The 25,790-nt window shown below is 65.0% G+C and carries 25 protein-coding genes, 1 tRNA gene and 1 riboswitch; of the genes, 10 read left to right on the top strand and 16 right to left on the bottom strand.

Annotated features, from left to right (window positions below):
• Positions 1–122: 122 nt before the first annotated feature.
• The 5 genes from F1609_RS31285 to F1609_RS31265 all read right to left on the bottom strand — a co-directional run bounded on the left by F1609_RS31285 (position 123) and on the right by F1609_RS31265 (position 7,057).
• A complete protein-coding gene (locus F1609_RS31285; protein WP_167081368.1) occupies positions 123–500 on the bottom strand; it encodes a DUF5071 domain-containing protein in 378 nt (125 codons plus the stop codon).
• 63 nt (positions 501–563) lie between these two features.
• Positions 564–2,150 (bottom strand): RICIN domain-containing protein, encoded by a 1,587-nt coding sequence (locus F1609_RS31280; RefSeq protein ID WP_167081366.1) that lies wholly within the window; start codon positions 2,148–2,150, stop codon positions 564–566.
• 168 nt (positions 2,151–2,318) lie between these two features.
• On the bottom strand, positions 2,319–4,427 hold the full coding sequence (locus F1609_RS31275) for a putative bifunctional diguanylate cyclase/phosphodiesterase (protein WP_167081364.1): 2,109 nt from the start codon (positions 4,425–4,427) through the stop codon (positions 2,319–2,321).
• A 21-nt stretch (positions 4,428–4,448) separates the two neighbouring features.
• The gene (locus tag F1609_RS31270) at positions 4,449–5,033 is read right to left on the bottom strand and encodes a YfiR family protein (protein WP_167081362.1); all 585 of its coding nucleotides are present in this window, start codon (positions 5,031–5,033) and stop codon (positions 4,449–4,451) included.
• Complete coding sequence (locus F1609_RS31265) at positions 5,033–7,057, bottom strand: TonB-dependent receptor plug domain-containing protein (RefSeq protein ID WP_167081360.1); 2,025 nt, start codon at positions 7,055–7,057, stop codon at positions 5,033–5,035. Before F1609_RS31265 ends, F1609_RS31270 begins: the two co-directional genes overlap by 1 nt.
• A gap of 225 nt (positions 7,058–7,282) precedes the next feature.
• Here F1609_RS31265 and F1609_RS31260 point away from each other — a divergent pair, with 225 nt between their 5' ends.
• Entirely contained in the window at positions 7,283–7,546 is a 264-nt protein-coding gene (locus F1609_RS31260; protein WP_167081358.1) for a hypothetical protein, read from the top strand.
• Positions 7,547–7,691: 145 nt separating this feature from the next.
• Here the strand turns inward: F1609_RS31260 and F1609_RS31255 are convergent, their stop codons facing one another.
• Entirely contained in the window at positions 7,692–8,606 is a 915-nt protein-coding gene (locus F1609_RS31255; protein ID WP_167081357.1) for a hypothetical protein, read from the bottom strand.
• Positions 8,603–9,058 carry a DUF6932 family protein gene (locus F1609_RS31250; RefSeq protein WP_167081355.1) on the bottom strand — a complete coding sequence of 152 codons (456 nt, stop codon included), beginning with the start codon at positions 9,056–9,058 and terminating at the stop codon, positions 8,603–8,605. The genes F1609_RS31255 and F1609_RS31250 overlap by 4 nt, the downstream gene beginning before the upstream one ends.
• A 252-nt stretch (positions 9,059–9,310) precedes the next feature.
• On the opposite strand from F1609_RS31250, the gene F1609_RS31245 reads away from it, so the two are divergent.
• Complete coding sequence (locus F1609_RS31245) at positions 9,311–9,742, top strand: hypothetical protein (RefSeq protein ID WP_167081353.1); 432 nt, start codon at positions 9,311–9,313, stop codon at positions 9,740–9,742.
• A 107-nt stretch (positions 9,743–9,849) separates the two neighbouring features.
• Here the strand turns inward: F1609_RS31245 and F1609_RS31240 are convergent.
• The 9 genes from F1609_RS31240 to F1609_RS31200 form a co-directional block, all read right to left on the bottom strand.
• Positions 9,850–9,925: transfer RNA gene (locus F1609_RS31240), tRNA-Lys, on the bottom strand.
• Positions 9,926–10,004: 79 nt separating this feature from the next.
• Positions 10,005–10,766, bottom strand: coding sequence for a tol-pal system protein YbgF (gene ybgF / locus F1609_RS31235; protein WP_167081351.1), 762 nt, complete (start codon positions 10,764–10,766; stop codon positions 10,005–10,007).
• A 117-nt stretch (positions 10,767–10,883) separates the two neighbouring features.
• The gene (gene pal / locus F1609_RS31230; RefSeq protein ID WP_167081349.1) at positions 10,884–11,408 is read right to left on the bottom strand and encodes a peptidoglycan-associated lipoprotein Pal; all 525 of its coding nucleotides are present in this window, start codon (positions 11,406–11,408) and stop codon (positions 10,884–10,886) included.
• A 55-nt stretch (positions 11,409–11,463) separates the two neighbouring features.
• Entirely contained in the window at positions 11,464–12,729 is a 1,266-nt protein-coding gene (tolB, locus tag F1609_RS31225) for a Tol-Pal system beta propeller repeat protein TolB (RefSeq protein WP_167081347.1), read from the bottom strand.
• Positions 12,722–13,807 (bottom strand): cell envelope integrity protein TolA, encoded by a 1,086-nt coding sequence (gene tolA / locus F1609_RS31220; protein ID WP_167081345.1) that lies wholly within the window; start codon positions 13,805–13,807, stop codon positions 12,722–12,724. Before tolA ends, tolB begins: the two co-directional genes overlap by 8 nt.
• A gap of 5 nt (positions 13,808–13,812) precedes the next feature.
• Positions 13,813–14,247, bottom strand: coding sequence for a biopolymer transporter ExbD (locus tag F1609_RS31215; RefSeq protein ID WP_167081343.1), 435 nt, complete (start codon positions 14,245–14,247; stop codon positions 13,813–13,815).
• Between the two features lie 12 nt (positions 14,248–14,259).
• Positions 14,260–14,949, bottom strand: a complete 690-nt coding sequence (gene tolQ / locus F1609_RS31210; protein WP_167081342.1) for a protein TolQ — start codon at positions 14,947–14,949, stop codon at positions 14,260–14,262.
• 29 nt (positions 14,950–14,978) lie between these two features.
• Positions 14,979–15,383, bottom strand: coding sequence for a tol-pal system-associated acyl-CoA thioesterase (gene ybgC, locus F1609_RS31205; RefSeq protein WP_167081340.1), 405 nt, complete (start codon positions 15,381–15,383; stop codon positions 14,979–14,981).
• 195 nt (positions 15,384–15,578) lie between these two features.
• Positions 15,579–16,325 (bottom strand): SDR family NAD(P)-dependent oxidoreductase, encoded by a 747-nt coding sequence (locus F1609_RS31200; protein ID WP_167081338.1) that lies wholly within the window; start codon positions 16,323–16,325, stop codon positions 15,579–15,581.
• A 130-nt stretch (positions 16,326–16,455) separates the two neighbouring features.
• Positions 16,456–16,566, top strand: a riboswitch (ZMP/ZTP riboswitch).
• Between the two features lie 103 nt (positions 16,567–16,669).
• On the opposite strand from F1609_RS31200, the gene glyA reads away from it, so the two are divergent.
• From glyA to F1609_RS31160, 8 genes are all read left to right on the top strand, one after another.
• Positions 16,670–17,917, top strand: a complete 1,248-nt coding sequence (gene glyA, locus F1609_RS31195; RefSeq protein WP_167081335.1) for a serine hydroxymethyltransferase — start codon at positions 16,670–16,672, stop codon at positions 17,915–17,917.
• 34 nt (positions 17,918–17,951) lie between these two features.
• Entirely contained in the window at positions 17,952–18,419 is a 468-nt protein-coding gene (gene nrdR / locus F1609_RS31190; protein ID WP_167081333.1) for a transcriptional regulator NrdR, read from the top strand.
• A 206-nt stretch (positions 18,420–18,625) separates the two neighbouring features.
• Entirely contained in the window at positions 18,626–19,204 is a 579-nt protein-coding gene (gene pilV, locus F1609_RS31185; RefSeq protein WP_167081331.1) for a type IV pilus modification protein PilV, read from the top strand.
• An 8-nt stretch (positions 19,205–19,212) separates the two neighbouring features.
• Positions 19,213–20,148 carry a PilW family protein gene (locus F1609_RS31180; RefSeq protein ID WP_229422158.1) on the top strand — a complete coding sequence of 312 codons (936 nt, stop codon included), beginning with the start codon at positions 19,213–19,215 and terminating at the stop codon, positions 20,146–20,148.
• Positions 20,149–20,153: 5 nt separating this feature from the next.
• On the top strand, positions 20,154–20,774 hold the full coding sequence (locus F1609_RS31175) for a pilus assembly PilX family protein (RefSeq protein WP_167081326.1): 621 nt from the start codon (positions 20,154–20,156) through the stop codon (positions 20,772–20,774).
• Positions 20,771–24,592 carry a pilus assembly protein gene (locus tag F1609_RS31170; RefSeq protein ID WP_167081324.1) on the top strand — a complete coding sequence of 1,274 codons (3,822 nt, stop codon included), beginning with the start codon at positions 20,771–20,773 and terminating at the stop codon, positions 24,590–24,592. The genes F1609_RS31175 and F1609_RS31170 overlap by 4 nt, the downstream gene beginning before the upstream one ends.
• 23 nt (positions 24,593–24,615) lie before the next feature.
• The gene (locus F1609_RS31165; RefSeq protein WP_167081322.1) at positions 24,616–25,065 is read left to right on the top strand and encodes a type IV pilin protein; all 450 of its coding nucleotides are present in this window, start codon (positions 24,616–24,618) and stop codon (positions 25,063–25,065) included.
• Between the two features lie 8 nt (positions 25,066–25,073).
• Positions 25,074–25,640 (top strand): GspH/FimT family pseudopilin, encoded by a 567-nt coding sequence (locus F1609_RS31160; RefSeq protein WP_370661695.1) that lies wholly within the window; start codon positions 25,074–25,076, stop codon positions 25,638–25,640.
• Positions 25,641–25,790 lie beyond the last annotated feature (150 nt).

Below are 25,790 nucleotides of genomic sequence, written 5' to 3'. Positions count from 1 at the left end.
CCCAATTTGAGGCCGGAAGCTTCTATTTCATTCGACTTTCGCACGCGAAAGTGAATCGCTATCGACGGCGGCGAAGACGCGCTTGGCATGCTCAGCGAAAAAACTGTCTGCCGCGCAGGCTCCTAGCCCAGCGCGTCGAGCGCGGCCTGGTCGACCTCTTCGGCGCGGTCCCCTGCGCTCGGGTGCGCGGCGAGGCGGCGCAGGTCGGCGTCCAGCGCAGCGCGCAGGGCCGGCGAGGGCGCAACCAGTTGCAGGATGAGGTTGGTTTTCCAGATGCCGTCATCGCCATCGAGCACCTGCCTGATGGCGGGAGCGAGCGGCGCGCCGATGCTGGCCAGGAACTGCGCAAGTGGCCGCGCCACTGGCCAGTTCATATCCTGCAGCCACGCCAGCAAGGCGGGCAGCACGGGCAGCACGGCGGGCCAGCCGGCGCCAATGGCCGCTTGCACGGCGTCGCCGTCGTCTTTATGAGCGGGAATCAGGGGCGGGGTCGGGGGCATGGGCGTGGGCTGGACGCCGTTGCCGGCAACGGCGGCAACGGTATCATGGCCAGCCGCTGAAGGTCAACGCGCGCCGCTGCCGCCGGACAGCGCAGCGGGCAGCTTGTCCACGTCGTCGAGCTTGTACGGGAACAGGGTGGTGTCGCCGAAGACCTTGGCGCCGCTATCCTTGTCCGGATCGGTGGCCGACTTGCCGGTGTAGCGGTTGGAGGCGATGTTGGCGTCGATGAAGGCGTCGTTGTTGCTGGTCCAGTGCGGCCTGGCGGTGTTGGCGAAGAAGTTGCCTTCGACTTTGACCTGGGCGCCGCCGCCGGCGCCGATGGCGAAGTAGGGCACGTCGAGCCAGTAATTGTTGTACAGATGGGTGCGCGAGGCGGCGCCGTCGAGCTTGGGATTGCGGCCCGAGGTCTTGTTCCAGAAGTTGTGGTGCAAGGTCACCTGCGAGTTACTGAAGGCGTTGGTGTAGTGGTGCTGGTTGCCGCACACGGCCGGGTTGGTGCCGTCGAACCGGTTCCAGCTCAGGGTCACGTTCTTGCTGTCCTGGATGTCGATGTGGCCGTCGCTGATCAGGTTGAAGCGCACATGGTCGACCCACACGTGGCTCGACTTGCTGATGGTGATGCCGTCGCCGCCTTCGACCAGGCCGGGGTTGATGTTTTCGATGGCCAGGTTGCGGATGATGACGTTCTGCGCGCCCGAGAGGTTGAGCGTGGCGCCGACGATGCGCGCGTCCTTGTTCAGGCCGACCAGGGTCTTGTTGGAGCCGACCCGGATCGTGCTTTCATCGCGCGGGCGCATGAAGCGCGTTTCGCTGGTCGAACCGAGTTCCTTGCAGCTTTGCGCGCCGACCGGAATCCGGTAGGTGCTCTTGCCCGGATCCTGGTAGGTCGGGCAGGCCACCGCGCAGGTGCTTTCGGAACGCACGGCGGTGCGGCAATCGATGGTGGCGCCGGCGGGAATCTGGATCACGGCGGCCGAGGTCGATTGCAGGGCGCTGCTCAAGGCGCTGCACGAGGTCACGGTGACCGGCGCAGTGGCGCCGCCGCCGGTGGTGCTCGTCAGGCCGTCGGCGCCGGGCTGGGCCGCGAAGCCGTCGGGCGCCGGTTGGGCGGTCGCGCCGCAGGAGCCGTTGATGGGATTGAAGTACCAGCGTTGCAGGGCGCTGCCGGTGTCGGTGGCCTGGTAGGCGCGCGTGCCGCTGTTGTTGTCGGCCACGGTAAGCGACTTGCTGGAGTGGCGGGCGACGACGTTGTAGCCGCCGCCGGTCGATTTCTTGAGCAGCCATTGCTGGTTCTGGGCGCCGCTGGCGTTCCACTGGATGATGCGGGCGCCGTCGTTGACCGACAGGTTGAGCACGTCGAGCAGCAGGCCGCTGTGTTTGGCCTGCATGGTCCAGTAACCGTTGCCGGCGTCGCGCAGCGTGAACTGCTGGTTGGCGCTGGCGCCGTAGCCCCACTGCTGGACTTCGGCCGCGCCCTGGGTCGAGCCGGCCACCACGTCGAGCGCACGGCCGGAGGCGGCGTTGACGATGCTGTAGACGCCGCCGTTGACCACGGCGGCGTTGCAATTGGCGGCGCTGGCCGGGTTGGCCAGCAGGGACAGGGGAATCGCCAGCGCGGCGGCCAGGGCTGAAACAGGGAAATCGGTCATGGGGGCAGAACTCCGGGGTGAGTTGTCAATCGGGCTACGCGACAGGCTCGCTTGTGTTAGCGAAATGAAAAGAAAACGATGCTATCAGCAAAGTTATGCATATAAATATATGCATTTTCTCGTCGACTATGCCGTTTTCGTATGCCTGAGTCCGCCTCGCGCCCGGTATCAGGCGCTGCACGGCAGGGCGCGGTCGCGCTCCTCATGCTTGCCGCGCCGGAGCAATTCCCTGATTTGCGCCGCCGGCAGCGGGCGCCCGTAGTGATAGCCCTGCGCCTTGTCGCAGCCGTTGGCGCGTAAAAATTCCCCTTGTTCCTGCGTCTCGATGCCTTCGGCCACGGTTTCCATCTTCAGGCTCCTGGCAAGGGCGATGATGGCCCGGGTGATGGCCGCGTCTTCGGTGCTGTGCGGCAGGTCCTGCACGAAGCTGCGGTCGATCTTGAGCGCGCTGACCGGAAAGGTTTTCAGGTAGCTCATCGACGAATAGCCGGTGCCGAAATCGTCGATCGCCAGCACGATGCCGGCGCGCTTGAGGGTGTGCAGCTTGTCGATCACGCTGGCCGAGGCGTCCATCAGCATGCTTTCCGTCAGTTCCAGTTCCAGCCAGCGGGCGTCGATGCCGCTGTCGTCGACAATCGCCAGCACCGAGGCGACCAGGCCGTCTTCGCTCAGCTGGCGCCCGGACAGGTTGATCGACATGCGGATGGCGTGGCCGGCGTCGTGCCAGGCGCGCAGTTCGTGGCAGGCTTCGCGCAGCACCCATTCGCCGATCGCCACGATCATGCCCGATTCTTCGGCCACGGGAATGAAGTCGGCCGGGCTGATCATGCCAAGGTCGGGGTGGATCCAGCGGATCAAGGCTTCGGCGCCGCAAATGGCGCCGGTACGCAGGTCGATCTGCGGCTGGTAGTGCAGCACGAATTCCTTGCGTTCGAGCGCGCGGCGCAGGTTGTTGTCGAGCGTGAAGCGCTTGCGGGCGTCTTCCTGCATGCTGTGGGTGAACAGGCGGTAGGCGTTCTTGCCGCTGTTCTTGGCGTAGTACATGGCGCTGTCGGCATATTTGAGCAGCTCGTGCATGCTCGCCGCGTGGTCCGGATAGACGCTGATGCCGATGCTGGCGCTGATGTGGATCTCGTGGCCGGAGATGGCAATCGGCTGGGCGATCTTAAGCAGGCATCTTTCGGCCACCATGGCGGCAGCGTCGATCTGGTGCACGTTTTCGAGGATGATGGCGAATTCGTCGCCACCGATGCGGGCGATGGCGTCGCCGGGACGCAAGGTGTCGGCGAGGCTGCGCGAGACCAGGCGCAGCAGGTCGTCGCCGATGTCGTGCCCGAGCGTGTCGTTGACGGCCTTGAAGTTGTCGAGGTCGATGAACATGACCACGGCGCGCTCCTGGCACTGCGCGGCGCGCGCGATGACCGCTTCCAGCCGCTCGTTGAAGAAGTGGCGGTTGTGCAGCTGGGTCACGTTGTCGAAGTGGGCCAGGCGGTCGAGCTTGACCTCGACCCGCTTGCGCTCGCTGATTTCGGCCTCCAGTTCGCTTTCGCGTTTCTGGATGCGCTCAAGCATGGTGTTGAACGCCGTGGACAGCATGCCGATATCGGCCAGCGAACTGACTTCGGCGCGGATCGCATAGTCGCCCAGGCGCGAGATCTGCGCGCTGGTCTCCGACAGCGCGCGCAGGGGGCCGGTGATGAAGCGTTGCAGGCGCGAAAGCACCAGGTGGGCGATGGCGAGCACGGCAAGCATGACCGGAATGGTGAGCGCCAGGTAGAGCGCGAGCTGGTGGTAGACGCTACCCAGCGAGCTTTGCACGACGAGCGTGCCGAGCCGCTGGCGCTTGACGATCAACGGCTCGGCCACGGTGACGTGGCGCCAGGACAGGGTGGTGCCGCTGGCGCTGGCCTTCGCCGGCGCGGGCGGCATGGCCTGCCCGACGCCGGCGCCGGCGTCGCGCTGGTAGCTGGCGAAGCGGCCGTTGGCGTTGTCGTACACCACGGCCGCCTGCACATCCGGCACCACGCGCAGGGCGGCCAGGATATCGCCGGCGGCGAGCTGGTCGCCGAAGAGCATGGCGGCCGACATGTTTTCGCTGCCCATGGCCGCTTGCGCCTGGGTCTGGCGCACCAGGGCCGAGGTGAAGAAATAGCTCTGAATTCCCAGCAGGAACAGGGTCGAGAGCAGGATCACGGTGCCGCTGGTGACCAGGTTGGCCCAGGTGAGCTTGGTGCTCAGGGTTTGTTTCCTGCGGTTGCGCTGCCATGGGCGTTTCATGATGGGGTCCGTTGGGTGGATTCAGTGCACCGCGCGCGCCAGGCGCAGCACTTTGGAACTGAGCGTGATGTGCGCGGCGCGCGCCGCCTCGGCGTTGTATTCGAAGGCGATGCGCTTGTCCTCGACGCCCAGTTCGACCATGATGCCCAGGCGCGCCGCGCCCTTCGCATCGGACACGGTCAGCACGCCTTCCTGCGGCGCCGACTGCGCCAGCAGGGCCACGCCGGCGCTTTCGGAGGCGCTCACAAACACAATCTGGCATTGCCTGAGCGCGTCCCCGCCCGAGCCCGGGTAGGCGATCGTCATTTTTGCCTGGCCCAGCGCTTTGCCCTCCAGGCTGGCGAGCAGCTTGCCGAACGGGTCGCGCCCGAGCACGCACAGCCTGACCAGCGGCGCATCCGGATTCGGAAAGGTGCTGAACAGGGCGATGTTGTAGATGAATGCCGCTTTGGCGGCATATTCCGCGGCGGCCTGGGCTTGCGCCTGGGCGGGCGCGGGCAGCAGCAGGGCCAGCGCCAGGGCGCAGAAGCGGCGGCGGCGGGCGGCGCGCGCGGGCGGCGCGGCGTGGACGGGAGCGGGGGCGGGCACGGGAGCGGGGCGCATCATCAGAAGGTGTAACTGGCCTGGATGCGCCAGCTGCGCCCATCCTGGCCGATGGCGTTCAGGTAGCGCGCCGGCGTGCCGCTGTCGTAATGCTCTTCGCTGGCCGAATCGGCGTAGTGCTTGCCGAGCAGGTTGTAGACGCTGGCGGACAGTTCCACGTGTTTCCCCAGCGCGCCGCTGAGCACGGTCAGGTTGACCAGGCCGAAGCCGCCCACCTGGCCGCCGCTGGTGGTGCGGCGGCGGCTGGTGAACTGGCATTCGAGCGCGGCGCGCAGGGTATCGCGCCAGAATGGCTTGGCGTAGTTCAGCTTGAACAACTGGCGCGGAGAATTGCTCAGCCATTCGCCGCTGACGCCGTTGCGCGCGTATTGCAGGCTGACGCTGGTCTTGAGCGAACTGCCGTCGTCGCGCAGCCATTCGGCTTCGAACTCGGCGCCTCTGGACCGGGCCGAATCGATGTTCGAGTGGAGCAGCCGGCTGTCGAGCGGGTCGGTGGTGAGGGCGACCAGATCGGTGAGTCGGTACTGGAACAGCGAGGCGGTGGTCCTGAAATTTTCGGACGGAAAATACTCGCCGATCACTTCATAGGTCTGGATGCGCTCGGGCTTGAGGCCCGGATTGCGCTTGTAGCCGGTGCTGATGGCGTAATCGCGCTCGAAGGAGTTGGGCGAGCGGTAGGCGGTGCCGTACAGGGCCTTGAGGGTGCTGTGCGCGGCCGCTTTATAGATCAGGGCGAGGCGCGGATTGCTGCTGCCGCCGCCTTCGTCGTCATGGTCGTGGCGCAGGCCGGCGTTGAGGATGATGCGTTCGCCCAGCCGGAACTCGTCCTGGAGGTAGAGGCCGGCGCGTTTTTTGGGGCGCTCACTGAGCAGATACGATGCGTAGGGAGCCAGGTCGTAATTGATCATCATGCGTTTGTGGTCGCTCGCGTACTCGGCGCCGGCAATGATCTTGTGGTTGCGAAAGGCTGTACTGAGCAGGCGCAATTCGGTAGACAGGGTGCGGCTTTCGGCGGCGTCGATATTGACCGTTGCGCTGTCGGGTACGAAGATGTAGGTGCCCTGGTAGCGGTAGCTGCGCAGATTGACGCCGGCGTGCACGTCCAGGGTCGGACTGAGCGCCGCCTGCCAGGCCGCGCCGACGGACGCGTACTCGTCGCTGGTCTGGCTGCGCGGATCGTTGAACTGCTGGCCGTAGGATGCGGTCGGGATGCCCTTGGTGCGCCGTCCGGCAAAGGCGCTGGCCGAGAAGCCTCCCCAGCTCAGCTTGGCGAAGGCGCGCTTGTAGAGGTCGTGGTCGAGATGGCGCGCCACGCCGAAGTTGTGTGCGGCATCGTCGTATTCGGGAAAATACAGGTCGCCGCCCTTGCGCTCGAGCCAGGAGGCGCCCAGCAGCAGGTCGGGCCCGTTGGCGTAGCCAAAGCCGGTGGCGATGCGGGCCTTGCGCGCGCCGGCGCTGGCGGCGCTGGCGGCCAGGGTGGTGCCCTGGTGCGCGGCGCCGGTCTTGGTGATGACGTTGATGACGCCGAAAAACGCGCTGCTGCCGTACATGGCCGAGCCCGGTCCGGGCACGAATTCGACCCGTTCGATGAGGCTGGTATCGATGGGAAATTCGGTGCCGACCGCGCCCTGGTCGTACACCATGTCGTTGAGGCGGCGGCCGTCGACCAGGATCAGCAGGCGGGTGTTGAAGTCGCCCGGGCGCCCGGAGCCGCGCGTGCCGACGTAGCTGTAGTTGCGGTCGTCCGTCACATACACCCCGCGCACGCTGCGCAGGATGTCGGCCAGCGAGCGGTAGCCGAAGCGGCGGATGTCGTCGGCGGTGATCACCGACACCGACGAGGGCGCTTCGCTGATCTGCTGGGCGAACTTGGAGGCGGTGATGATTTCCAGGTTGAGCAATTGTTCGATGGGCAGGGCGTTCAGGTCTTGCTGGTGCTCGGGGCCGGCCATGGCGGGCGGGGCCAGGCTGGCCAGCGCGGCGGCCAGCGCGGCGGCGCGCAGGGGATGGTTCGGTGTCGGCATCATGTCCAGGTCCTGCGCGGTGGCCGCCAGGCGATGGCCGGGACGGAAGGCCCGCGTGCTTGGTGCGGGAATGTTTCTACTGGTTAACTTAGTGAATCAGTGTAAGATTGTCCGACACGCGGCCTGTTGACAAATGTTAAGCATGGGAGTGCGGGGTGGGATTGCTGCAACAGGGGCGGCGCAGGCGGGCCGCGCCTGACGCGAAGAAGCGAATAACAGGGGAGTGCGATGGAAGTGTTACTTTACGCCGGATGCTTGCTGATATTGATGGTCGGCGGGATGCTGTCGGTGCTGTTCAAGCGCCAGCGCAGCTGGTGGGGCAAGTTCAATGCGTTCGGCATCGCGGTGCTGATCAACCTGGCCGTCCTGGCGATCATCGGCCTGATCGACGCCTTCCTGCCGGAGCCGGTCCAGAATAGCTTAAACACGCCCATCCTCTGGCTGATGGGCGCGGTGCCGGTATGGTGTTACGCGTATTGGCTGCGCCGGTAAGCGCCGGCCGCGGTCGAACGCTGATGGGGCCGGAGGCGCCGGTTCAGATCAGCGGCGCCAGATGGGAGGCTGGCCGGGCGCTTTTGGTGTCTGGGCAGGGCCTGCGTGAACACCGCATGGCAAGATCATCGCCGGCACATGGCGCTTACTCGTCCGCTCGAAGCATCTGGTAGGTGACCACGTCGCGTTTTGTTACCGGGTCTGAAAAACGCGTTGTCTGCACCTGGATGGACGCTTGAGAGGCAATCTGAAATCTCTGAACTAGTGGAATCATGTCGAGTGGAAACCGAATCCGGACTTTGCCGGCAGCGGTCCGGAGATCGAGGCGTCCACTATCAAAAATGCCCGCAACGGTACCGGATAATGTTTCCTCATATACTTGAGGCTGCGACACGCTGGCCAACAGGGCACGGATTCTTGAGACCTCCCCAGTCGAGCCGTTCCAGAAATTCACGGTGCCCCTGTCCTGCCACGTAAACTGCGCGGAAAGTCCGGCTGTACCGATTGCCTTGAGAGCCTCACCGACATACTGAGCCGCACGTCCACCCATGGCATCGACCGCATCGTAGAAGTCGTCGTTGTGTGAGGAAAGCAGACGGAAAGTCTGGGTCAGTGTTTCCCGCAACAGGCTCTCGCCTGCCAGGTCGGTGGCCCCGTTTCCGGTCAGCAGGATATGGGTTGAACCATGAGCGATGCCAGCCAACTTCAGATTCAGGATATCGCCGATGTCATGTCCAATCCGACCGTCGACAACGCCGTGCCGCAGGCGGAAGGCCGCCGCTTTCCAGGCTTTGTTGAGCGGCTCGGTGATCTTGAGAAATGCATCAAGGGAAATGGAACCATTGGCTTTCGGGCCTGAAAAGCGCATATCGAGCAGCTCTCCGCTTTCTCGCGCATAGACCAGTTCCAGTTCACGGAAAGCCTCGCGCGCGGCCTGCCGTTGATTATCCGCAGCGGCGTTCAGCCAGAAATCGTCAGGGGCGGCGGCACTTCGCTCAGCTGTTTGCTGCGCTTCGCGCTGTAGTTCGTTGGCGTGACGCTCAAGAAAACCGGTACTCATATTTTCAACTCCACAAACCCCTTGGCGCTTCTACCGTCGTGCTGGAAGCCAAATATCCCGCGCCAGTATGCTTCAGAAGCCATCTTTCTATTCGGAAGTGGAGTTGCGATGTAGAGATCAATACCATACAGTGCCTTGGCCGACGCGTAATCAGTCATCGTACGCACTTCGATTTTACTCTCTTCAGAAATAGGGCCGGTAAACGATGGGTTCCACAGGACACAGTCCAGATCGCCTGGATCCGGCTTGCGGGTGACGAAGGAACCGTCCAGCCATAAGGTTCCTGTCACGTTCAGTTGGCGAAGCCGCGCAACCCACTGATCGAACAGGGAAAACATGCGCAGCCTTGGGGTAGCCTCCCGAAGGGGCGCAACAAATGTGTCGCGGATCTGGTCGAGCGTCATGACATGGATGCCCGGCCGCAGGATGGGAGGGTAGTCTATTTTTGCCAACGCGCATTCCTATATCAACGATGATCAGGGGCGAAAATCCGGCTCGGTTGTCGAAGCTGCGGCTGATACGGCGGCGTATCGCTCAATCTTGCCGGCAGCGCTCTCGCCTGCCATCGGATTGACCAACTATTTTACGCCAACTGTAACCTGTTGTCGTTATCGGACGACAGGCAGGCGCCCGAGCAACATGGTCGAGCGCCCCGGGGAGGCGGGCGGTTGGTTCAGTCAACATCAGCATCGCAAGGAGAATTGATGAAGCCGATCGTGCTCTGTTTCGCACTCTTGCTGTCGCAAGCCACGCACGCGGCCCGGCTGGATCGCCACTATTACGGGGAGTGGAAGATAACGGCGGTGCTGGACAGCCAGGAGTCCACCTCGCTGTCCGATGACGAGGCGGGCAAGCTGGTCGGTACGCGGCTGGTGATCGCGCCGGACAGGGTTCGCTTCGGGAAGGCTGATTGCATGAATCCCTCTTTCAAGGTGGTGCAGCGCCGCTTCTATCCTTACTTCGTGAAGCAATATAATTTTGAACCGAAGAAGCTGCCCTTGACCGACAAGGTTCGCGAGATCACGGTCACGTGCCGCGAACCGGTGGGTATCAACTTTATCTATGTGCGGGACAGGGAACAGCTGGTGCTGTATTGGGAAGGCTACTTCTTGAACGCCGTGAAGCAGACGCGCTGACCGACACGACGTGCCGCGCCAACCGGCCATCACGGAACAGGATCACGCGAACGCAAAAAAGGGTTTCGCGCCGAAGCGGGAAACCCTGTTCTGTACTGCTGTATTCGTGGTAGGCCGTGCGGGATTCGAACCTGCGACCAACGGATTAAAAGTCCGCTGCTCTACCAGCTGAGCTAACGACCCGAAGAAGCAAGATTATAGGGGGCATCCGCGCTTCTGTCAAATGCCCCAGCACACATTTTTTACCGTGGTGTGACCCACCTTACTTCAGCACCGCCAGCCGGTCCTTGGCCGCCTGCGCCGCGCTCGACTCCGGATACTTGGCGACCAGGTCCTTGAGCGCCTTCCTGGCGTTCTTGGTGTCCTTGAGCTCGGTGTAGCTGCTGGCGATGTTGAGCATCGCGTCCGGCGCCTTGGCGCTGTCGCGGTACTGGCTCACCACCAGTTCCTGGGCCGAAATCGCGTTCTTGTAGTCGCGCAACGCGTAGTAGGCGTTACCCAGCCAGTATTGCGCGTTGGCGGCGTAGCCCGAGGCCGGATAGCGGCGCACGAACTCGCCCAGGGCCGACGCCGCGCTCTTGTAGTCGCCGCCCTTGAACATGGCCATGGCCGCGTCGTAGGTGCGCTGCTCGTTCGGATCGACCGCCGCTTCGCGTCCGTCGATGGTCACCTGGCGCGGCTCGAGCTTGCGCAGGCGCTCGTCGAGGTCGCTGTAAAAATCCTTCTGGCGCTTCTGCGCATTGGCCAGTTCGTTGGTCAGCACTTCCACCTGGCCGCGCAATTTGGCGATCTCGGACAGGGTCTGCTCCTGCTGGTTCACCATGTCGAGCGCGCTGCTGCGGTCGGACTTGGTGTCGATGCGGGCATTGACCTCGCGCGCGATGGTGTCGACCTTGGCGCGCAATTCGAGGATGGCCTTGCGTGCTTCATCATCGTCAAGCAGGCCGGCGTGGCTCTGCAGCGGCACCCAGGCGGCCAGCGCCAGGCAGGCGCTGGCGATGCGGGACTTGGACAGTGTGATCATGATCGTGACTCTTTCAAAACCGTTGAAACTACAACACCGTGGCACAAGGTCAGCGGGGCGGGCACAGTTCGCACTGCGCGCCGCCCCGGTGGTCCGGATGCCGCTTACGGCAAGCGATTAATAGACGATGTCGGCACGACGGTTTTCGGTCCATGCGGCTTCGCCACCACCGGTTGCCTTCGGCTTTTCTTCGCCCAGCGAGACAGCTTCCATCTGCGACTCGGCTACGCCCAGCGAAGCCATCGATTTACGGACGGCTTCGGCACGTTTCTGGCCCAGCGCCAGGTTGTACTCGGTGCCGCCGCGTTCATCGGTATTGCCCTGGATGATGATTTTGCGGGTCTTGTTCTTGGTCAGGTAGCCGGCGTGGTTCTCGACCACCGGCTTGCCATCTTCACGCACGACGTAGCTGTCGAGGTCGAAGTAGATGCTGCGGTTTGCCAGCACGCCTTTTGGATCGTTGACCGGATCGACCGAGCCGGTTTGTTCCATTTTGACTTCGCGCGCGTCGTCTTTAACGACGGTCTTGTTGGCAACCGGTACTTCGGTCACTGGCGCCGGTGCATCTTTGACCGGGGTGCTGCAAGCCGACAGCAAAGCGGCGCCACTGACGATGAATGCGAGGGTTTTAAAATTGCGCATGGGTGTTTTCTCCTGGACGGTGTTAAAAATAACGTGAACGACGTTGTTACTGCGATTACTTCATGAAGGGACCCCAGTTGGGCTCCCTGATGTTTCCTGCCTGGGTTGTTAAGCGCTGCTTGACCCTTCCATCGACCGAGACCACAGCCAGCGAAGTGCGACCGCCGCCTTTGGTTGCGTACATGATGTATTTGCCGTTGGGCGAAAAACTCGGTTCGGTGGCCGCATCGGCCAGGCGCAGTTCCTGGCCGCTGGCCAGGTCCATCGCATAGAGGGAATAGCCACCGTCACGCTGGGAGACCCAGGCCAGGGTTTTGCCGTCCGAGGAGACGCGCGGGCTGATATTGTAACTGCCATTGAAGGTCACGCGTTGCGCGTTGCCGCCGGCCGCCGGCATTTTGTAGATTTGCGGACCGCCGCTGCGGTCGCTGGTGAAATAGATGGTCTGGCCATCGGCCGAAAATTGCGGCTCGGTGTCGATGCCGTTGCTGTTCGACACGCGGCGCAGGCCGCTGCCGTCGATGCCCACCACATACACCTGGGTGTGGCCGTCTTTCGACAAGGCCATCGTCAGGCGCGAGCCGTCGGGCGACCAGGACGGGGCCGAGTTGCTGCCTTTTTCGTTGACTACGATCTTGCGCGAGCCGGTGACCAGGTCCTGCACGTAGATGATGGGTTTGCGCTTTTCGAACGACACATAGGCTACCTTGCCGCCGTCCGGCGACCATGATGGCGAAATGATCGGTTCGTTCGAGCGCACCGCCACCTGCACCGATTCGCCATCGGCGTCGGCGATTTCGAGGCGGTAGTCGCGCGCGGCGCGGTTTTCATTGACGTAGGCCACGCGGGTGGAAAAGGCGCCGCGGCTGCCGGTCAGTTTTTCGTAGATGTCGTCGGCGATCTTGTGAGCCGACAGGCGCGCGTATTTCGGCTGCACCGACTGGTTCATGCTCGATAGCTGATTGGTCTTGATGGTGTCGTGCAGCTTGTAGCGCACTTCGAAGCGGCCATCGGCCAGTTTCTGCACGCTGCCGACCACCAGCGCATCGGCGCCGCGCGACTTCCACTGGCCGTAGTCGACCGGCGACGATTCGGACAGGGTGCTGCCAGCGTCGATGATCTTGAACATGCCGCTGCGTTCGAGGTCGGCGCGGATGATGGCCGAGACCTGCGCGGGCGCCACGCCTTCTTCGGCAAACGCGGCAATTGCGATGGGAATCTGGTTGCTGCCGACGCCGACCACTTCCACGCGCATTTGCGCGTAGGCCGAGGAACCGGTGATGAGGGCACCGGTCAGTATCAATGTGCTGAGTTTAGTCATGGCTTTTTTGGGTTTCCTTCAATTTGAATGCGGCGGGAACTGACGGGTCTACCGTACCATCTTTTTTCTTCGGCAGCGGTGACGATTTGGCAATCGCGTTCTCGACCGCCTGGTCGTACGCCGGTACACCACTGCTCTTGATCTTCTTGACCGACTTGATCTCACCGGTCGGCCATTGTTCGATCTGGTACACCGCTTGCGGATCGCCCGGCATGCTGGTGCTGCCCGTGTAATTCAGGTTGCTCTTGATCTTGGCGCCGATCGCGCCGAAATAACTCGGGTCGCCTTTCGGTGCGCTGCGCTTGTCGGCCTCGCCGTTGCCGCCGGTGTCGCCGGTGATGCGGCGCATTTCGGCCTCGCGCAGCTTGTCGAGTTTTTTCTGTTCCTCGGCCAGTTTCTTGTCCTTGGCGGCTTTGTCGGCCTTGGCCGCCTTGTCCTGGGCCTGCTTGTCCGCCAGCTTGTCCTGTTCCTGCTTTTGTTGCTCGAGTTTTTGCTGGTCGAGCTTTTGCTGTTCGAGCTTTTTCTGGTCGAGCTTCTTCTGATCGGCCAATTTCTTTTGGTCGTCGAGTTTTTTCTCTTCGCGTTTCTTTTGCTCGGCCAATTCCTTGCGGGCCAGTTCCAGCGCGCGCTTTTCCTCGGCCAGGCGCTGCTCCTGCTGGAGCTTTTGTTGCTTGAGTTTCTTCTCGCGTTCAAGCGCAATGTCGGGCGGCTTGACGGCGGGCGGCTTCTCCACCGGCTTCTCAGGCGCTTTTTCGACCGCTTTTTCGACCGGTTTCTGTATCGGTTTTTCGACCGGCTTCTCGACCGGTTTCTCGACCGGCTTTGGCGGCGTCACCGGTTTCACCACGCGCGGCGGCGCTTCCGCCGGCGCCAACGGCGCGGCATCTTGCACTTGCGGGTCCCACAGTTCCGCCTCGGTCGTGGTCGGCGCCACGTTCTGCCAGTTAATGCCAGCCCACAGGAACAGCAACAGACCGGCGTGCACGGCCAGCGCCAGCACGACCGAGGGGACGCGGCTCGGCTCGGGCGGCACGGTGTAGGGGCCGCCCGGATTGGCGGCGGGAGTCAGGGGCGCCATCGTCTTCACTTGGTGGCAAGGCCGACCCGGTTAATGCCCATCTTTTTCGCTTCGGAAACGAGCTGGATCACGTCGTCGTACTTGCTGTCGCGGTCGCCCGCAATCATCACCGGATACTCGGGATGCTCGGCGTGCAGGGTGCGCAGGCGGCGCATCACGGCGTTGCGGTTAGGCAGTTCTTCGGGCGCAACGCTGTTCTTGCCGTTGATGCCGATGCTCAAGGTGGCATTCGGTTTGAGCACGATCTGGATATAGTCGTCCGGCGGCAGCGCCGATTTTTCCGCGCTCGGCAGGTTGATCACGCTCGGGCTGTTTGCCGGCGGCACGACCATGAAAATGATCAGCAACACCAGCATCACGTCGATGTAGGGGACGACGTTGATTTCGGACTTGAACTTGCGTTTGCGTCCGCCGCGCAGGCTGCTGGAAAACGATGCCATGAGTGCCTCCGATCAGCGCGACTGGCGCTGCAAGATGTTCGAGAATTCTTCGACGAAGCTCTCGAAGCGGATGGCCAGGCGGTCGATATCGTGCGTAAAACGGTTGTAGGCGACCACGGCCGGAATGGCTGCGAACAGGCCGATGGCGGTCGCGATCAGCGCTTCGGCAATGCCGGGCGCGACGGCGGCCAAGGTGGCCTGCTGCACGTTGGCCAGGCCGCGGAAGGCGTTCATGATGCCCCACACGGTGCCCAGCAAACCGATGTACGGCGAGACCGAACCGACCGAGGCCAAAAAGTTCAGGTGCGAATCGAGCGCATCGAGTTCGCGCTGGAAGGCGGCGCGCATGGCGCGACGGGCGCCGTCGAGCACGGCGCCGGTCTCGAGCGGATCGCGCTGCGGCGACGCTTGCTTGCCCTTGATGAATTCGCCCATGCCGGCTTCGAAGATGCGCGCCAGGGCGCCGCTCTGTTCGCGCGTGGTGCTGGCGTTCTGGTGCAGGGTGTGCAGGTTGCCGCCGGCCCAGAAGCTGCGTTCGAACTGTTCGGTCTGCTGGCGGGCGGCGCGCACCGCGAAGGCCTTGCGGAAGATATAGGTCCAGCTCATGATGGACAGGCCCAGCAACAGTGCCATGATCAATTGCACGATCAGGTGCGCGTTACCGATCAGGGCGATAAAGGAAAGGTCTTGGGCTGCATTCATTGGCGTTGGATTTTTCTAGGTGTGAAGTGTCAGGCGGCACGCATTTTAGCAGCGGTGGCGTCGGGCAGGGCGCGTGGACGCAGGGTGACTGCGTCGACGCAGCCCACTTTGACCCTCGCGCTGGCCAGCAATACATCGCCGTGCCAGGCTTGCTGGATGAACTGGACCGATGCGCGCCCCAGTTTTTCTATACTCAATGTCAAGTTTAATGCATCATCGAGCCGCGCTGGCGCGTGATAGTCGATGCTGGCGTTCTTGACGACGAAAATGGCGCCGTGTTCGTCGCGCAGCGCCTGTTGGCCGACCTTGGCCGCACGCAGCCATTCGGTGCGCGCGCGTTCGAAGAATTTGAGGTAGTTCGCGTAAAAGACGATGCCGCCGGCATCGGTGTCTTCGTAATAGACCCGAACCGGCCAACTGAATACTGAGGGCATTTCATTTGCCATAAGTGAATATCGGAAACATTTTACGCGGTTTTTTGCTGTAAATGTACGCAAGCGTACATAAAGATCGGCGCCCGGCGGCCCGGATGGCGCACAAGTAGACGTGAGCCATGCCGAAGTGCCAAGTTCTGTAACAAACGCTTACATGGGCAAGTAGTCTTGTTACGCAGGCGCCGCCGCTGCGGGTCAGTTGCGCTTGATCGCGAACGGCCCGAAGCCCTGGCAGGTCGGCATCATCTCGATCATGTTGATATTGATATGCGGCGGCAAGGTGGCGATCCAGAACGCGGTGGCGGCGATATCCTTGGCGGTGAGCGGGTCGGTCCCTTCGTACACCTTGGCCGCCTTGTCGTCGTCGCCCTTGAAGCGCACGTTGGAAAACTCGGTCCCGCCGCACAGGCCCGGCGCCAGGTTGGTGGCGCGCACGCCGGTGCCGACCAGGTCGGCGCGCAGGTTCAGGGTGAACTGGTCGACAAAGGCCTTGGTGGCGCCGTACACATTGCCGCCCGGGTAAGCATAGTTGCCGGCTACCGATCCCAGGTTGATGATCAAGCCGCTGCCGCGCTCGACCATGGCCGGCAGCAGCGCCCGCGTCATGGTCACCAGCCCGGTGCAGTTGGTGGCGATCATGGTTTCCCAGTCTTCCAGCGGGGCTTCATGCGCGGGCGACGTGCCCAGCGCCAGGCCGGCATTGTTGATCAGCACATCGACCTGGCGCCACGATTGCGGCAGCATCGACAAGGCTTCGTTGATGGATTCCTTGCAGGTGACATCCATGACGATGGGCAAGGCGAGGTCGCCCAGTTCAGCCGCGAGGGCGTCCAGGCGGTCCTTGCGGCGTCCGCTGATGACGACCTGATGGCCGTTGTTGACGAAGGTACGGGCCATTTCGGCGCCGAAGCCGGCCGAGGCGCCGGTGATGAAGACGATCATAGTAGTGTCCTGGAGAAGTGCAAAGCTGTGCCGGATTGTAGCCCAAGTGACCAGATTGACCGCCACCTGCCATTTAGGCAATCCCATTCCTTGCCCTAATCAAGGACTTAACTTACAATTTGGGCTCCATTACGTCTCACGTAACTGGCGAAAAGTCGCGGCGCATAGCTGCCTGGCGGCGAAAGGTGGGCATCCACCGGGGAACGTGAGATTTCATCAGCCGTTCGCCTGGGCAGCCACCGATGGAAGCGCACGATGAGGCTGCCTGTTCCATTCCCGACGGCTCCCCTCATTCGATTCTTGCATATCAGGTGCCTCGCACTCTTATCGATTGGAGTTTTTTCATGTTTTCAAAAGAACACACGCTCGCCAACGTTGACCCGGAATTGTGGGGCGCGATCCAGAAGGAAAACGCACGCCAGCAAGATCACATCGAGCTGATCGCGTCCGAGAACTACACTTCGCCAGCGGTCATGCAAGCCCAGGGCTCGCAGCTGACCAATAAATATGCCGAAGGCTATCCAGGCAAGCGCTACTACGGCGGCTGCGAATTCGTCGACGTCGCGGAACAACTGGCGATCGACCGTGTCAAACAATTGTTCGGCGCCGAAGCGGCCAACGTGCAGCCCAATTCCGGCTCGCAGGCTAACCAGGGCGTGTTCTTCGCCATGCTCAAGCCGGGCGACACCATCATGGGCATGTCGCTGGCCGAAGGCGGCCACCTGACCCACGGCATGGCGCTGAACATGTCGGGCAAGTGGTTCAACGTGGTGTCGTACGGCCTGACCGAACAGGAAGACATCGACTACGAGGCCATGGAGCGTCTTGCGCATGAGCACAAGCCAAAAATGATTATCGCCGGTGCATCGGCGTTCTCGCTGAAAATCGACTTCGAGCGTTTCGCCAGGGTCGCCAAGGCAGTGGGCGCTTACTTCATGGTCGACATGGCGCACTACGCCGGCCTGATCGCCGCCGGTGTGTACCCGAACCCGGTGCCGCACGCCGACTTCGTCACCTCGACCACGCACAAATCGCTGCGCGGCCCGCGCGGCGGCATCATCCTGATGAAGGCCGAGCACGAAAAAGCCATCAATTCGGCCATCTTCCCTGGCATCCAGGGCGGCCCGCTGATGCACGTGATCGCCGGTAAAGCCGTTGCCTTCAAGGAAGCGCTGGAGCCATCGTTCACCGAGTACCAGAAGCAGGTCGTGAAAAACGCCGACGCACTGGCCAAGGCGCTGATCGCGCGCGGCCTGCGCATCGTCTCCGGCCGTACCGAGTCGCACGTGATGCTGGTCGACCTGCGCGCCAAGAACCTGACCGGGAAAGAAGCCGAAGCCTTGCTGGGCGCCGCCCACATGACCTGCAACAAGAACGGCATCCCGAACGACCCGCAAAAACCGTTCGTGACCTCCGGCATCCGCCTCGGCAGCCCGGCTTTCACCACGCGCGGCTTCAAGGAAGAAGATGCGACCACGGTCGGCAACCTGATCGCGGACATCCTCGACAACCCGAACGACGCCGCTGTCGTGGAGCGCGTCAAGCTTGAGGTCAAGAAGCTGACCGACAAGTATCCGGTCTACGCGGCTTGATCTAAGTTCACATCACAGCAACGGCCGGCGCCCCATGAAATGTCCTTTCTGTCAGCATGAAGATACGCAGGTCCTCGATACGCGCGTATCCGAGGAGGGCGATTCAATCCGGCGCCGGCGCCGCTGCGCCAGGTGCGACAAGCGCTTTACCACGTATGAACGGATCGAATTGTCGATGCCGATCATTGTCAAGAAAAACGGCAGCCGCACCGAGTACGCCTCGGTCAAGCTGCGCGGCAGCCTGATGCTGGCGCTGCGCAAGCGGCCCGTGTCGGCCGAGGCCATCGACCAGGCCGTCGCGTCGATCGAGGAAAAACTGCTTACCAGCGGACAGCGCGAGGTCGATACCGGCCACGTGGGCGAGCTGGTCATGCAGGAACTGAAACGCCTCGACAAGATTGCCTACATCCGCTTCGCGTCGGTCTACAAAAACTTCGAAGACCTGGCCGAGTTCCAGGAAGCCATTGCCGAAGTAGGCCACGAACGCAAACCGCGTAAATAGTTCAGCTCACACGTTTGAGGCAGGCCATGCGCGCCTGCATGCAGCGCTGTTAACGTAACTCCCAAGCGATCCAGATCAACAGCTCACCGACCTTGCAGCCCTTGCTGACAGGCTGCGGCGGCATGACCGGGCGCGTCGCTTAATGCGTCGTCTAACGCGTCGTCTAACGCGTCGTCTAACGCGTCGTCTAACGTTGCGGGGGTGTCATGCGGTCAAAGCGGAACCATGTCGGCGGCGGATTCACGCTCATCGAAGTGCTGGTTGCGGTACTGCTGCTGGCCGTCGGCATCCTCGGCGCACTTGGCACCCAGGTGGCGGCGCTGCGCACCCGCCATGAGTCAAACCTGATGTCGCGCGGGGTGCATCTGGCCAGCAGCCTGGCCGAACGCATGCGCGCCAATGCCGCGCAAATGCAGTTGAGCGACGCCATCAATCCGTATTTGCAGCTGCGCTACCAGGCGGGCGAGGGCGTGCCGCCGCCCGCGCCGGCCGAATGCTATGGCGCGGGCCGCTGCGACAGTGCGCAACTGGCGCGCTTCGATATCGCCGATACGCTGGCCGCGCTGCACGCCGGCTTTCCGGGCGGGCGCATTGCGGTGTGCCGCGACGCCGTCGTCTGGGACGATGCGGGCCGGGCGCTGGCGTGGGAATGCGCGGGCGCGGCCGGGGCGCCGGTGGTCATCAAGCTCGGCTGGCAGGGGCGGCGTGGGCAGCGCGCCGGGGCCGGCTCCGCCACGCCGTCCGCGCCGGCGCTGGCGGTGATGCTCGGGACGGGCGCGCCATGAGAGCGCGCATGGGCTTGTGCAGGCCATGGCAGGCCGGACTGGGCCTGGTCGAACTGCTGGTCGCGCTGGTGCTCGGCCTGCTGGTGAGCCTGGCGGCGGCGACGCTGCTGCTGTCGGCCCAGTCCGGCTACGCCGCGCAGGACCAGCTGGCGCAGACCGACGACGCCGGCCGCTTCGCGCTCGAGGCCATCGAACGGGCGGTTCGCCAGAGCGCCTGGGTCGACCTCGAGCGCGAAGACGCGCCGCCAGCGCCCGCCGCGACGGCCGCCCGCATCGGTGGACTGGACAACCATATGCTGGCGGGCGGCGGGCCGGGCACCGACAATGCCCGCCCGGGCGGCGTCAACGGCAGCGACGTGCTGGCGCTGCGCTTCGATGGCGCGGGAGCCGGAGCGGACGGCGATGGCAGCGTACTCAGCTGCGCTGGGTTCGCGGTGGGCGCCGGCAACGAGGGCTGGAGCATTTTCCATGTCGCGGTCGACGCCGCCGGCGTCGCCGAACTGCGCTGCAAATACCGTGGCCAGAAAAACTGGCGCAGCGATGCGCTGGTGGGTGGAGTCGATAGCTTCCAGGTGCTGTACGGACTCGACACCGACGAGCCCCGCGATGGCTTGCCCAACCAGTACCTGGCCGCCGGGGCCGTCAACGCGCTCGATGCCGCGCTGGTGCTCGATGGCGCGACGCCAGGCGAACGCGAGCGCGATCTGCGCCGCAAGACCCACTGGAAGCGGGTCGCCAGCGTCAGGGTGGCGCTGTTGCTGCATGGCGCAGCCGGCGGCGCTGGCGGGCGCGAACCGCTCATTTACGAGCTGTTCGGCCCCGGCTACAGCAGCGCCGGCGACCCCGGCACGCGGATCGACGAAGCGCGCCTGGCGCCGGCGCAGCGCTGGCGCGAGCGGCGCAGCTTCGCCACTACCATCGTGCTGCGCAACGCGGCTATGTGAATCCCATGCACGCACTTCCGCCCCAAATCGACCGCCAGCAGGGCGCCGTTCTGCTGACGGCGCTGTTCGTGCTGCTGGCGCTGATGATCCTCGGCGTGTCCGCCGCCCGTAGCGCGCTGAGCAGCGAAAAATCGGCGCGCCACGAGCGCGACCGGCAAATCGCCTTTGCTGCGGCCGAGGCGGCGCTGGCCGATGCCGAGCACGATATCGAGGGCGGCGCCGATCCCGCGTCCCGGCGCGCCGCGCTGTTTGCGCGGGGCAATGCACTCGGCTTCGTGGACGGCTGCGGCGCACAGACTGACATCAATGCTGGCCTGTGCCTGCACCTGGCCGGGCAGCCGGCGTGGCAGCGTGTCGATCTGTCGGGCAAGGACGGGCCGCAGGCGGGCGGCGTGGCGTACGGCCGCTTCACCGGTGCCCAACTGCCATCGGGCAAGGGAACGCTGCCGCTGCGCGCGCCGCGCTACCTGATCGAACTGTTGCCGCACACCCAGGCCGGCGCCGATGCCGCCCGTCCACCGGGCAACTTTTACCGCATCACCGCCATCGGCTTTGGCGCGCTCGATACGACCCGCGTGGTGCTGCAAGCGTTCTACCTCAAGGCGGCGCCGGAGGAGGGGGCATGAACGCCTTTCTTGGGCGCTTGCCGGCGCTGCTGCTCGCGCCCTTGCTCGTCTGCTGGGCCTGCGTGGCCGGCGCCGCGCCGCCGCTCCTGCAGGTGCCCGACGGCGTGCTCGGCGCACCCGGACAGATTCCGCCCAACCTGCTGCTCAACCTGTCGCTCAGCTTCGACGATGCCGGCGCGGCGTATCGCGGCGTTTTTGCGCGCGCGACCGATTATCCCGGCTACTTCAACCCGCGCCTGTGCTACCGGTATCCGATGAAGGTGCACTCGCGCTCGGTACGCGAGCCCGACCTGGACGAACGCCTCGGGCATTTTGCGCCGGCCGGCCCGGTAGCGGCGGACCGTGGCTGCGGCGCCGATGCCTTCAGCGGCAACCTGCTCAACTGGGCCACGGCCTCGACCCTGGACCTGGTGCGCCTCGGCCTGACCGGCGGCGACCGCGTGATTGACGAGCCCGGCATCACCGTGCTCCAGCGCGCCTGGCTGCCCGACGGGGCGGCGCATGTCGATTTCTACGCCAACGCCCAGCATTTTCCGCGCAAGATGCTGGCCGCCGCCGACAGCGCCGGGCTGACCCCGTTCGGCAAGACCGACCTGTACATCGTGTCCTGCCGCAACCGCGTGCTGTTCAGCGGCACCCAGAAAGGCAAAAGCTGCGACGCACCGCGCTACGGCAAGAGCGGGACCCGGCTGGTATCCGATCAATCCCACGGCGAATTCCTGGCGCGGGTGCGCGTCTGCACCCCGGAAGATAGCGCCGGCCGCCCGGCCTTGTGCCGGGCCTACGGCGACGCATTCAAACCGGAAGGCGCGTTGCAGCGGCACGCGGGAAGTGGACGTATCGGGGTGATGGCCTACGCCGCTGGCGAGCGCGAGCAGGGCGGCGCGCCCGATGGCGGCGTGCTGCGCGCACCGCTCAAGTTCCTTGGCGTCCAGGCCAGCGAGGCCCCGCGCTACGAGGCGCAGCCCAACCCGCGCGCCGAATGGAGCGGCAAGACCGGCGTGTTCGTCCCCAATCCCGACCGTGGCAGCGGCGCGGCCAGCGGCAGCATGGCCGCCATCAACCTGATGGGCAGGAGCCGCCCGGCCAGCGCCGGCAGCTACGCCGCCAGCGACCCGGGCGCGGAACTGTTTTACGAAGCGCTGCGCTATTTGCAGGGCCGTGAAGCGAGCGCCCCAGCGGGGGGCGTGGCACCCGATGGCTTGCCGGTCTGGTCGAGCCGCACCGATCCGGTAACCGCCGCCTGCCAGCGCAACCTGATCGCCACCATCGGCCACCCGGCCTTTATCGACGACCGCCACGTGCCGGGCAATACGCAGACCGGGCGCAACGATGCCGCGCGCGCCGCCGACGCCTTCGCCCCGGTTCGTTTCGACGTCATGCAGGCCACGCGCCGCGTCGGCGAGATGGAAGCCGACCGCGGCGGCGCCTATGGCAACAGCGCGCCCCGCTCCGATCTGGGCGAGCTCGAGCTGCGCAACGACGGGCCGAACAAGGCTGGCAGCCTGTACCTGGCCGGCGCGGCCTGGTGGGCGCACACCAACCCGATCCGGCGCGACAAGCCGGTTACTGTCACCAGCATGGCGCTTGAACTCGGCGTGCCGGAACGCGAGGGCGCCAGCGCGCTGTACCTGGCCGCCAAATACGGCGCCTTCGACGACCGCAACGGCGACGCCAATCCCTTCATTAGCAAGGGCGAGCGGCGCGACGATACCGAGTGGCGCGGTGCCGGCGGCAGCCCGGCAGGCTTTTTTGCCGCCAGGGACGCGTTTGCGATCGGGCCGGCCATCAACGCCCTGTTCGCCGCAGCGGCTCACAGCGGCGGCGACACGCCCGGTGCGCTGGTGGCCAGCCCCGTCAGCAAGGGGCGCGGCTTCGTGCTCCAGGCCAGCGGCGACCTGTCCAGGGCCAGCGGCAGCCTGCGGCGGCGCGCGCTCACCGTGGGCAAGGGCGGCGCACCGTCCATCTCCGACCAAGTGGACTGGGACGCCGCCGAACTGCTGACCGGTAACGATGGCACGCGGCCAGCGCTGCCGCCCCGCATGGCGCCGGCGGCGCGCAAGATCTACACCCTGGCCTACCTGCCCGATAAAACGGTCACCATCCGGTTCGACTGGCCCAGTCTGCCGCAGGAAGCGCGCGCTTTGCTGGACGTTGCCGTGGCCGGCGGCGCGCCGGACGGGCTGGGCGAAGCGCGCACGGCCTTTTTGCGCGGCGGGCGCGACAGGGAGGCCGGCCAGCCGGGCGGCGTCTTGCGGCGCCGCACCAGCGTGCTCGGCGACGTGGTGCACAGCGTGCCCCTGCTGGTCGGGCCGCCGCCGCCGTCGCGCGGCGACCTGGCCTACCTCGACTTCTACAAGCGCCAGCGCGAGCGGCCCGCCGTCGCTTATGTGGGCGCCAACGACGGCATGCTGCACGCGTTCGACGCCGCCAGCGGCGCCGAACTGTTTGCCTACGTGCCGCAGGCCTTGACGCCGCTGCTGGCGCAATTGGCCGACCCCGGCTACCGCCACCGGCCGTTTGTCGACGCCAGCGCCGGCAGCGGCGACGCACTGGTCGAGGGGCGCTGGCGCACCATCCTGGCCTCCGGCATGGGCATGGGCGCGCGCGGCGTGTTCGCGCTCGACATCTCCGATCCGGCTGCTTTTCATACCGGCTTGGGCGCGCTGTGGGAATTCACCGGGCACGACGACCCGGCCATGGGGCATGTCGCCGCGCCGCCGCTGGTCGCGCGGTTCAGGACCGCCGTCAAGGAGGGCGTGCCGCAGTACCGCGACTTTGTCGTCGTCGCCAGCGGCATCAACAATGGCGCCGACGATAGCGGCGGCGCGCTGTTCCTGCTCGCGCTCGACAAGCCGGCCTCGGCGCGCTGGCAGCGCGGCGTCAATTACTACCGCTTCCTCGCGCCGGCGTCCGAGGCGTCGCAGCCGAACGCGCTTTCGCCCCCGGCGCTGGCGCTGGCGGGCGACGCCAGCGTGCGTTATGCCTACGCGGGCGACTTGCAGGGGCGGCTGTGGCGCTTTGATTTTACCGGAGCGGCGCCATGGGGCTCGGCGCTGTCGCCCCTGTTCGATGCGCGCGACGCCGGCGGCAGGCCTCAGCCCATCGCCCACGCGCCCCGCATCGTGTTCGCGCCCGGTGGCGGCTACCTCGTGCTGTTCGGCACCGGCAAGTTCATCGAACTGGCCGACACGCAGCGCAGCAGCTTTCTGCCGCAATCGTTTTACGCCGTCCACGACTCCCTGGGCAAGCAGCCGCCGTTCTCGCGCGCACGGCTCGTGCCGCGCATCCTGAGCGGCACGGCGCGCTATGCGGTGGCGGGCGCACCCGTCGAGCTGGACGGGCAAGAGGGGGGAAGTGCGTCGAAAGGCTGGTTCTTCGATTTCCCCAACAGCGCCATTGACGGCGAGCGCGCCGCAGGCAGCCCGGTGGCAAGGGGCGGAACCCTGATCGTCGACAGCTTGCTCCCTGGCGCCGATGCGTGCACTGCGCCGGCGTCGCGCAGCTACGTGCTCGACGCGCTGAGCGGCCTGGCCATCGGCGCCGACGGCCGCGTGCGCTCGGGCGAGAGCACCGGCGAGCGCTACCCCACGCTGGCCGGCGTGCCGCCGCTGCTGATCGAAACGCGCACCGGCACCGGACCGCGCACCTCCAGCGGCCGCGCCGAGGCGGCGCACAGCTACGCCATCGTGCGTCCGCAAGACGGCGGCAAGGCGGCGCCGGCCCAGCAAGTGAGCATCCGCTACCCGTCGCGCCGCCTCGGCTGGCGCGAGGTGCACAACTGGCAAGACCTGCACGATGCGGCAAAGGAAAAATAGTCACCCAGCGAAAGGAAGCGGCAATGAAAACCAGTCGAGGCTTTACCCTGATCGAAACCATGATCGTGATGACCATCATCGCGCTGCTTGCCGCGCTGGCCTACCCTGGCTACCAGGGCTTCGTGGTCAAGGCGCGCCGCGCCGAAGCCCAGGCGGCCCTGCTCGATCTGATGCAAAAGCAGGAGCGCTATTACACGCAGCACAACCGCTACCTGGCGTTCGCGGCCGGGCAGGGCGGGGCGGATCAAGAGCATGTCAAATGGTGGTCCGGCAGCAGCGCGCAGTCGAGCGCCTACGAACTGCGCGGCAAGCCCTGCGCCGGCCAGGAGATCGCGCGCTGCATCGTCATCGAAGCCATTCCCGGCACCGACCGGGTCGACGCCACCTTCCGCGATGGCGAATGCCAGACCCTCACGCTCAACAGTGCCGGCGAACACACGGCCAGCGGCAGCGCCGCCGGTTGCTGGCCATGAGGCGCGCAGTGAGGCACGCAACGCCGCTGCGCGCGAGCGCGTTTTCGCTGGTCGAGCTGATGGCGGTCCTGCTCATCGCCGCCATTGCGCTGGCCGTCGCGGTGCCGGACATGCGCGCCATGATCCGCCTGTACCAGCTCAATGCCGCCGTGAACGATTTGTCCGGCGCCATCGGCATGACGCGCGCGCAAGCGATGGCACGCGGCCAGCGCGTCGTTCTGGCGCCGCTCGAACCCGGCGGTGCCGACTGGAGCCTGGGCTGGGTGGCGTTTGTCGACCACGACGGCGACCGCCGGCCGGGTGCGTCCGACGAGCTGATCTCCACGCACGGACCGGTGGGGAAGGGCATCGTCGTCAGCGCCGTGTTTTCCAGCCAGAAGCTGCCCGATTACCTGGCCTACAACAGTGCCGGACGCAGCTGTACATCGACCAGCAGCGCGGCGGCGCGCTGGGGCACGCTGTCGCTGTTCCAGGGCGAACAGACGCGCCGCATCATCATTAACATGCTCGGCCGCGCCCGCGTTTGCAATCCGGCGCGCGATGGCGCCACGTGCGAAGGAGAGGAGGAACCGTAGCGATCACGGTGAAAGTGGGCGGGGCACTTGCATGATGACCGGCGCGGCGAAGGCGCACGCCGCCAGCCTGCCCGAACGCCGGCATTGCACCCTCCCGGGCGGGAACGGCTGTCTTGGCGTAAAATCGCGGTCAGCCATTTTCGCTGGGAC

The organism is Massilia aquatica (assembly GCF_011682045.1).
Classification (GTDB): Bacteria; Pseudomonadota; Gammaproteobacteria; order Burkholderiales; family Burkholderiaceae_D; genus Telluria_A; species Telluria_A aquatica.
The sequence above is the reverse complement of the archived record's forward strand: the minus strand, read 5'-3'. Positions and strand labels throughout refer to the sequence as shown.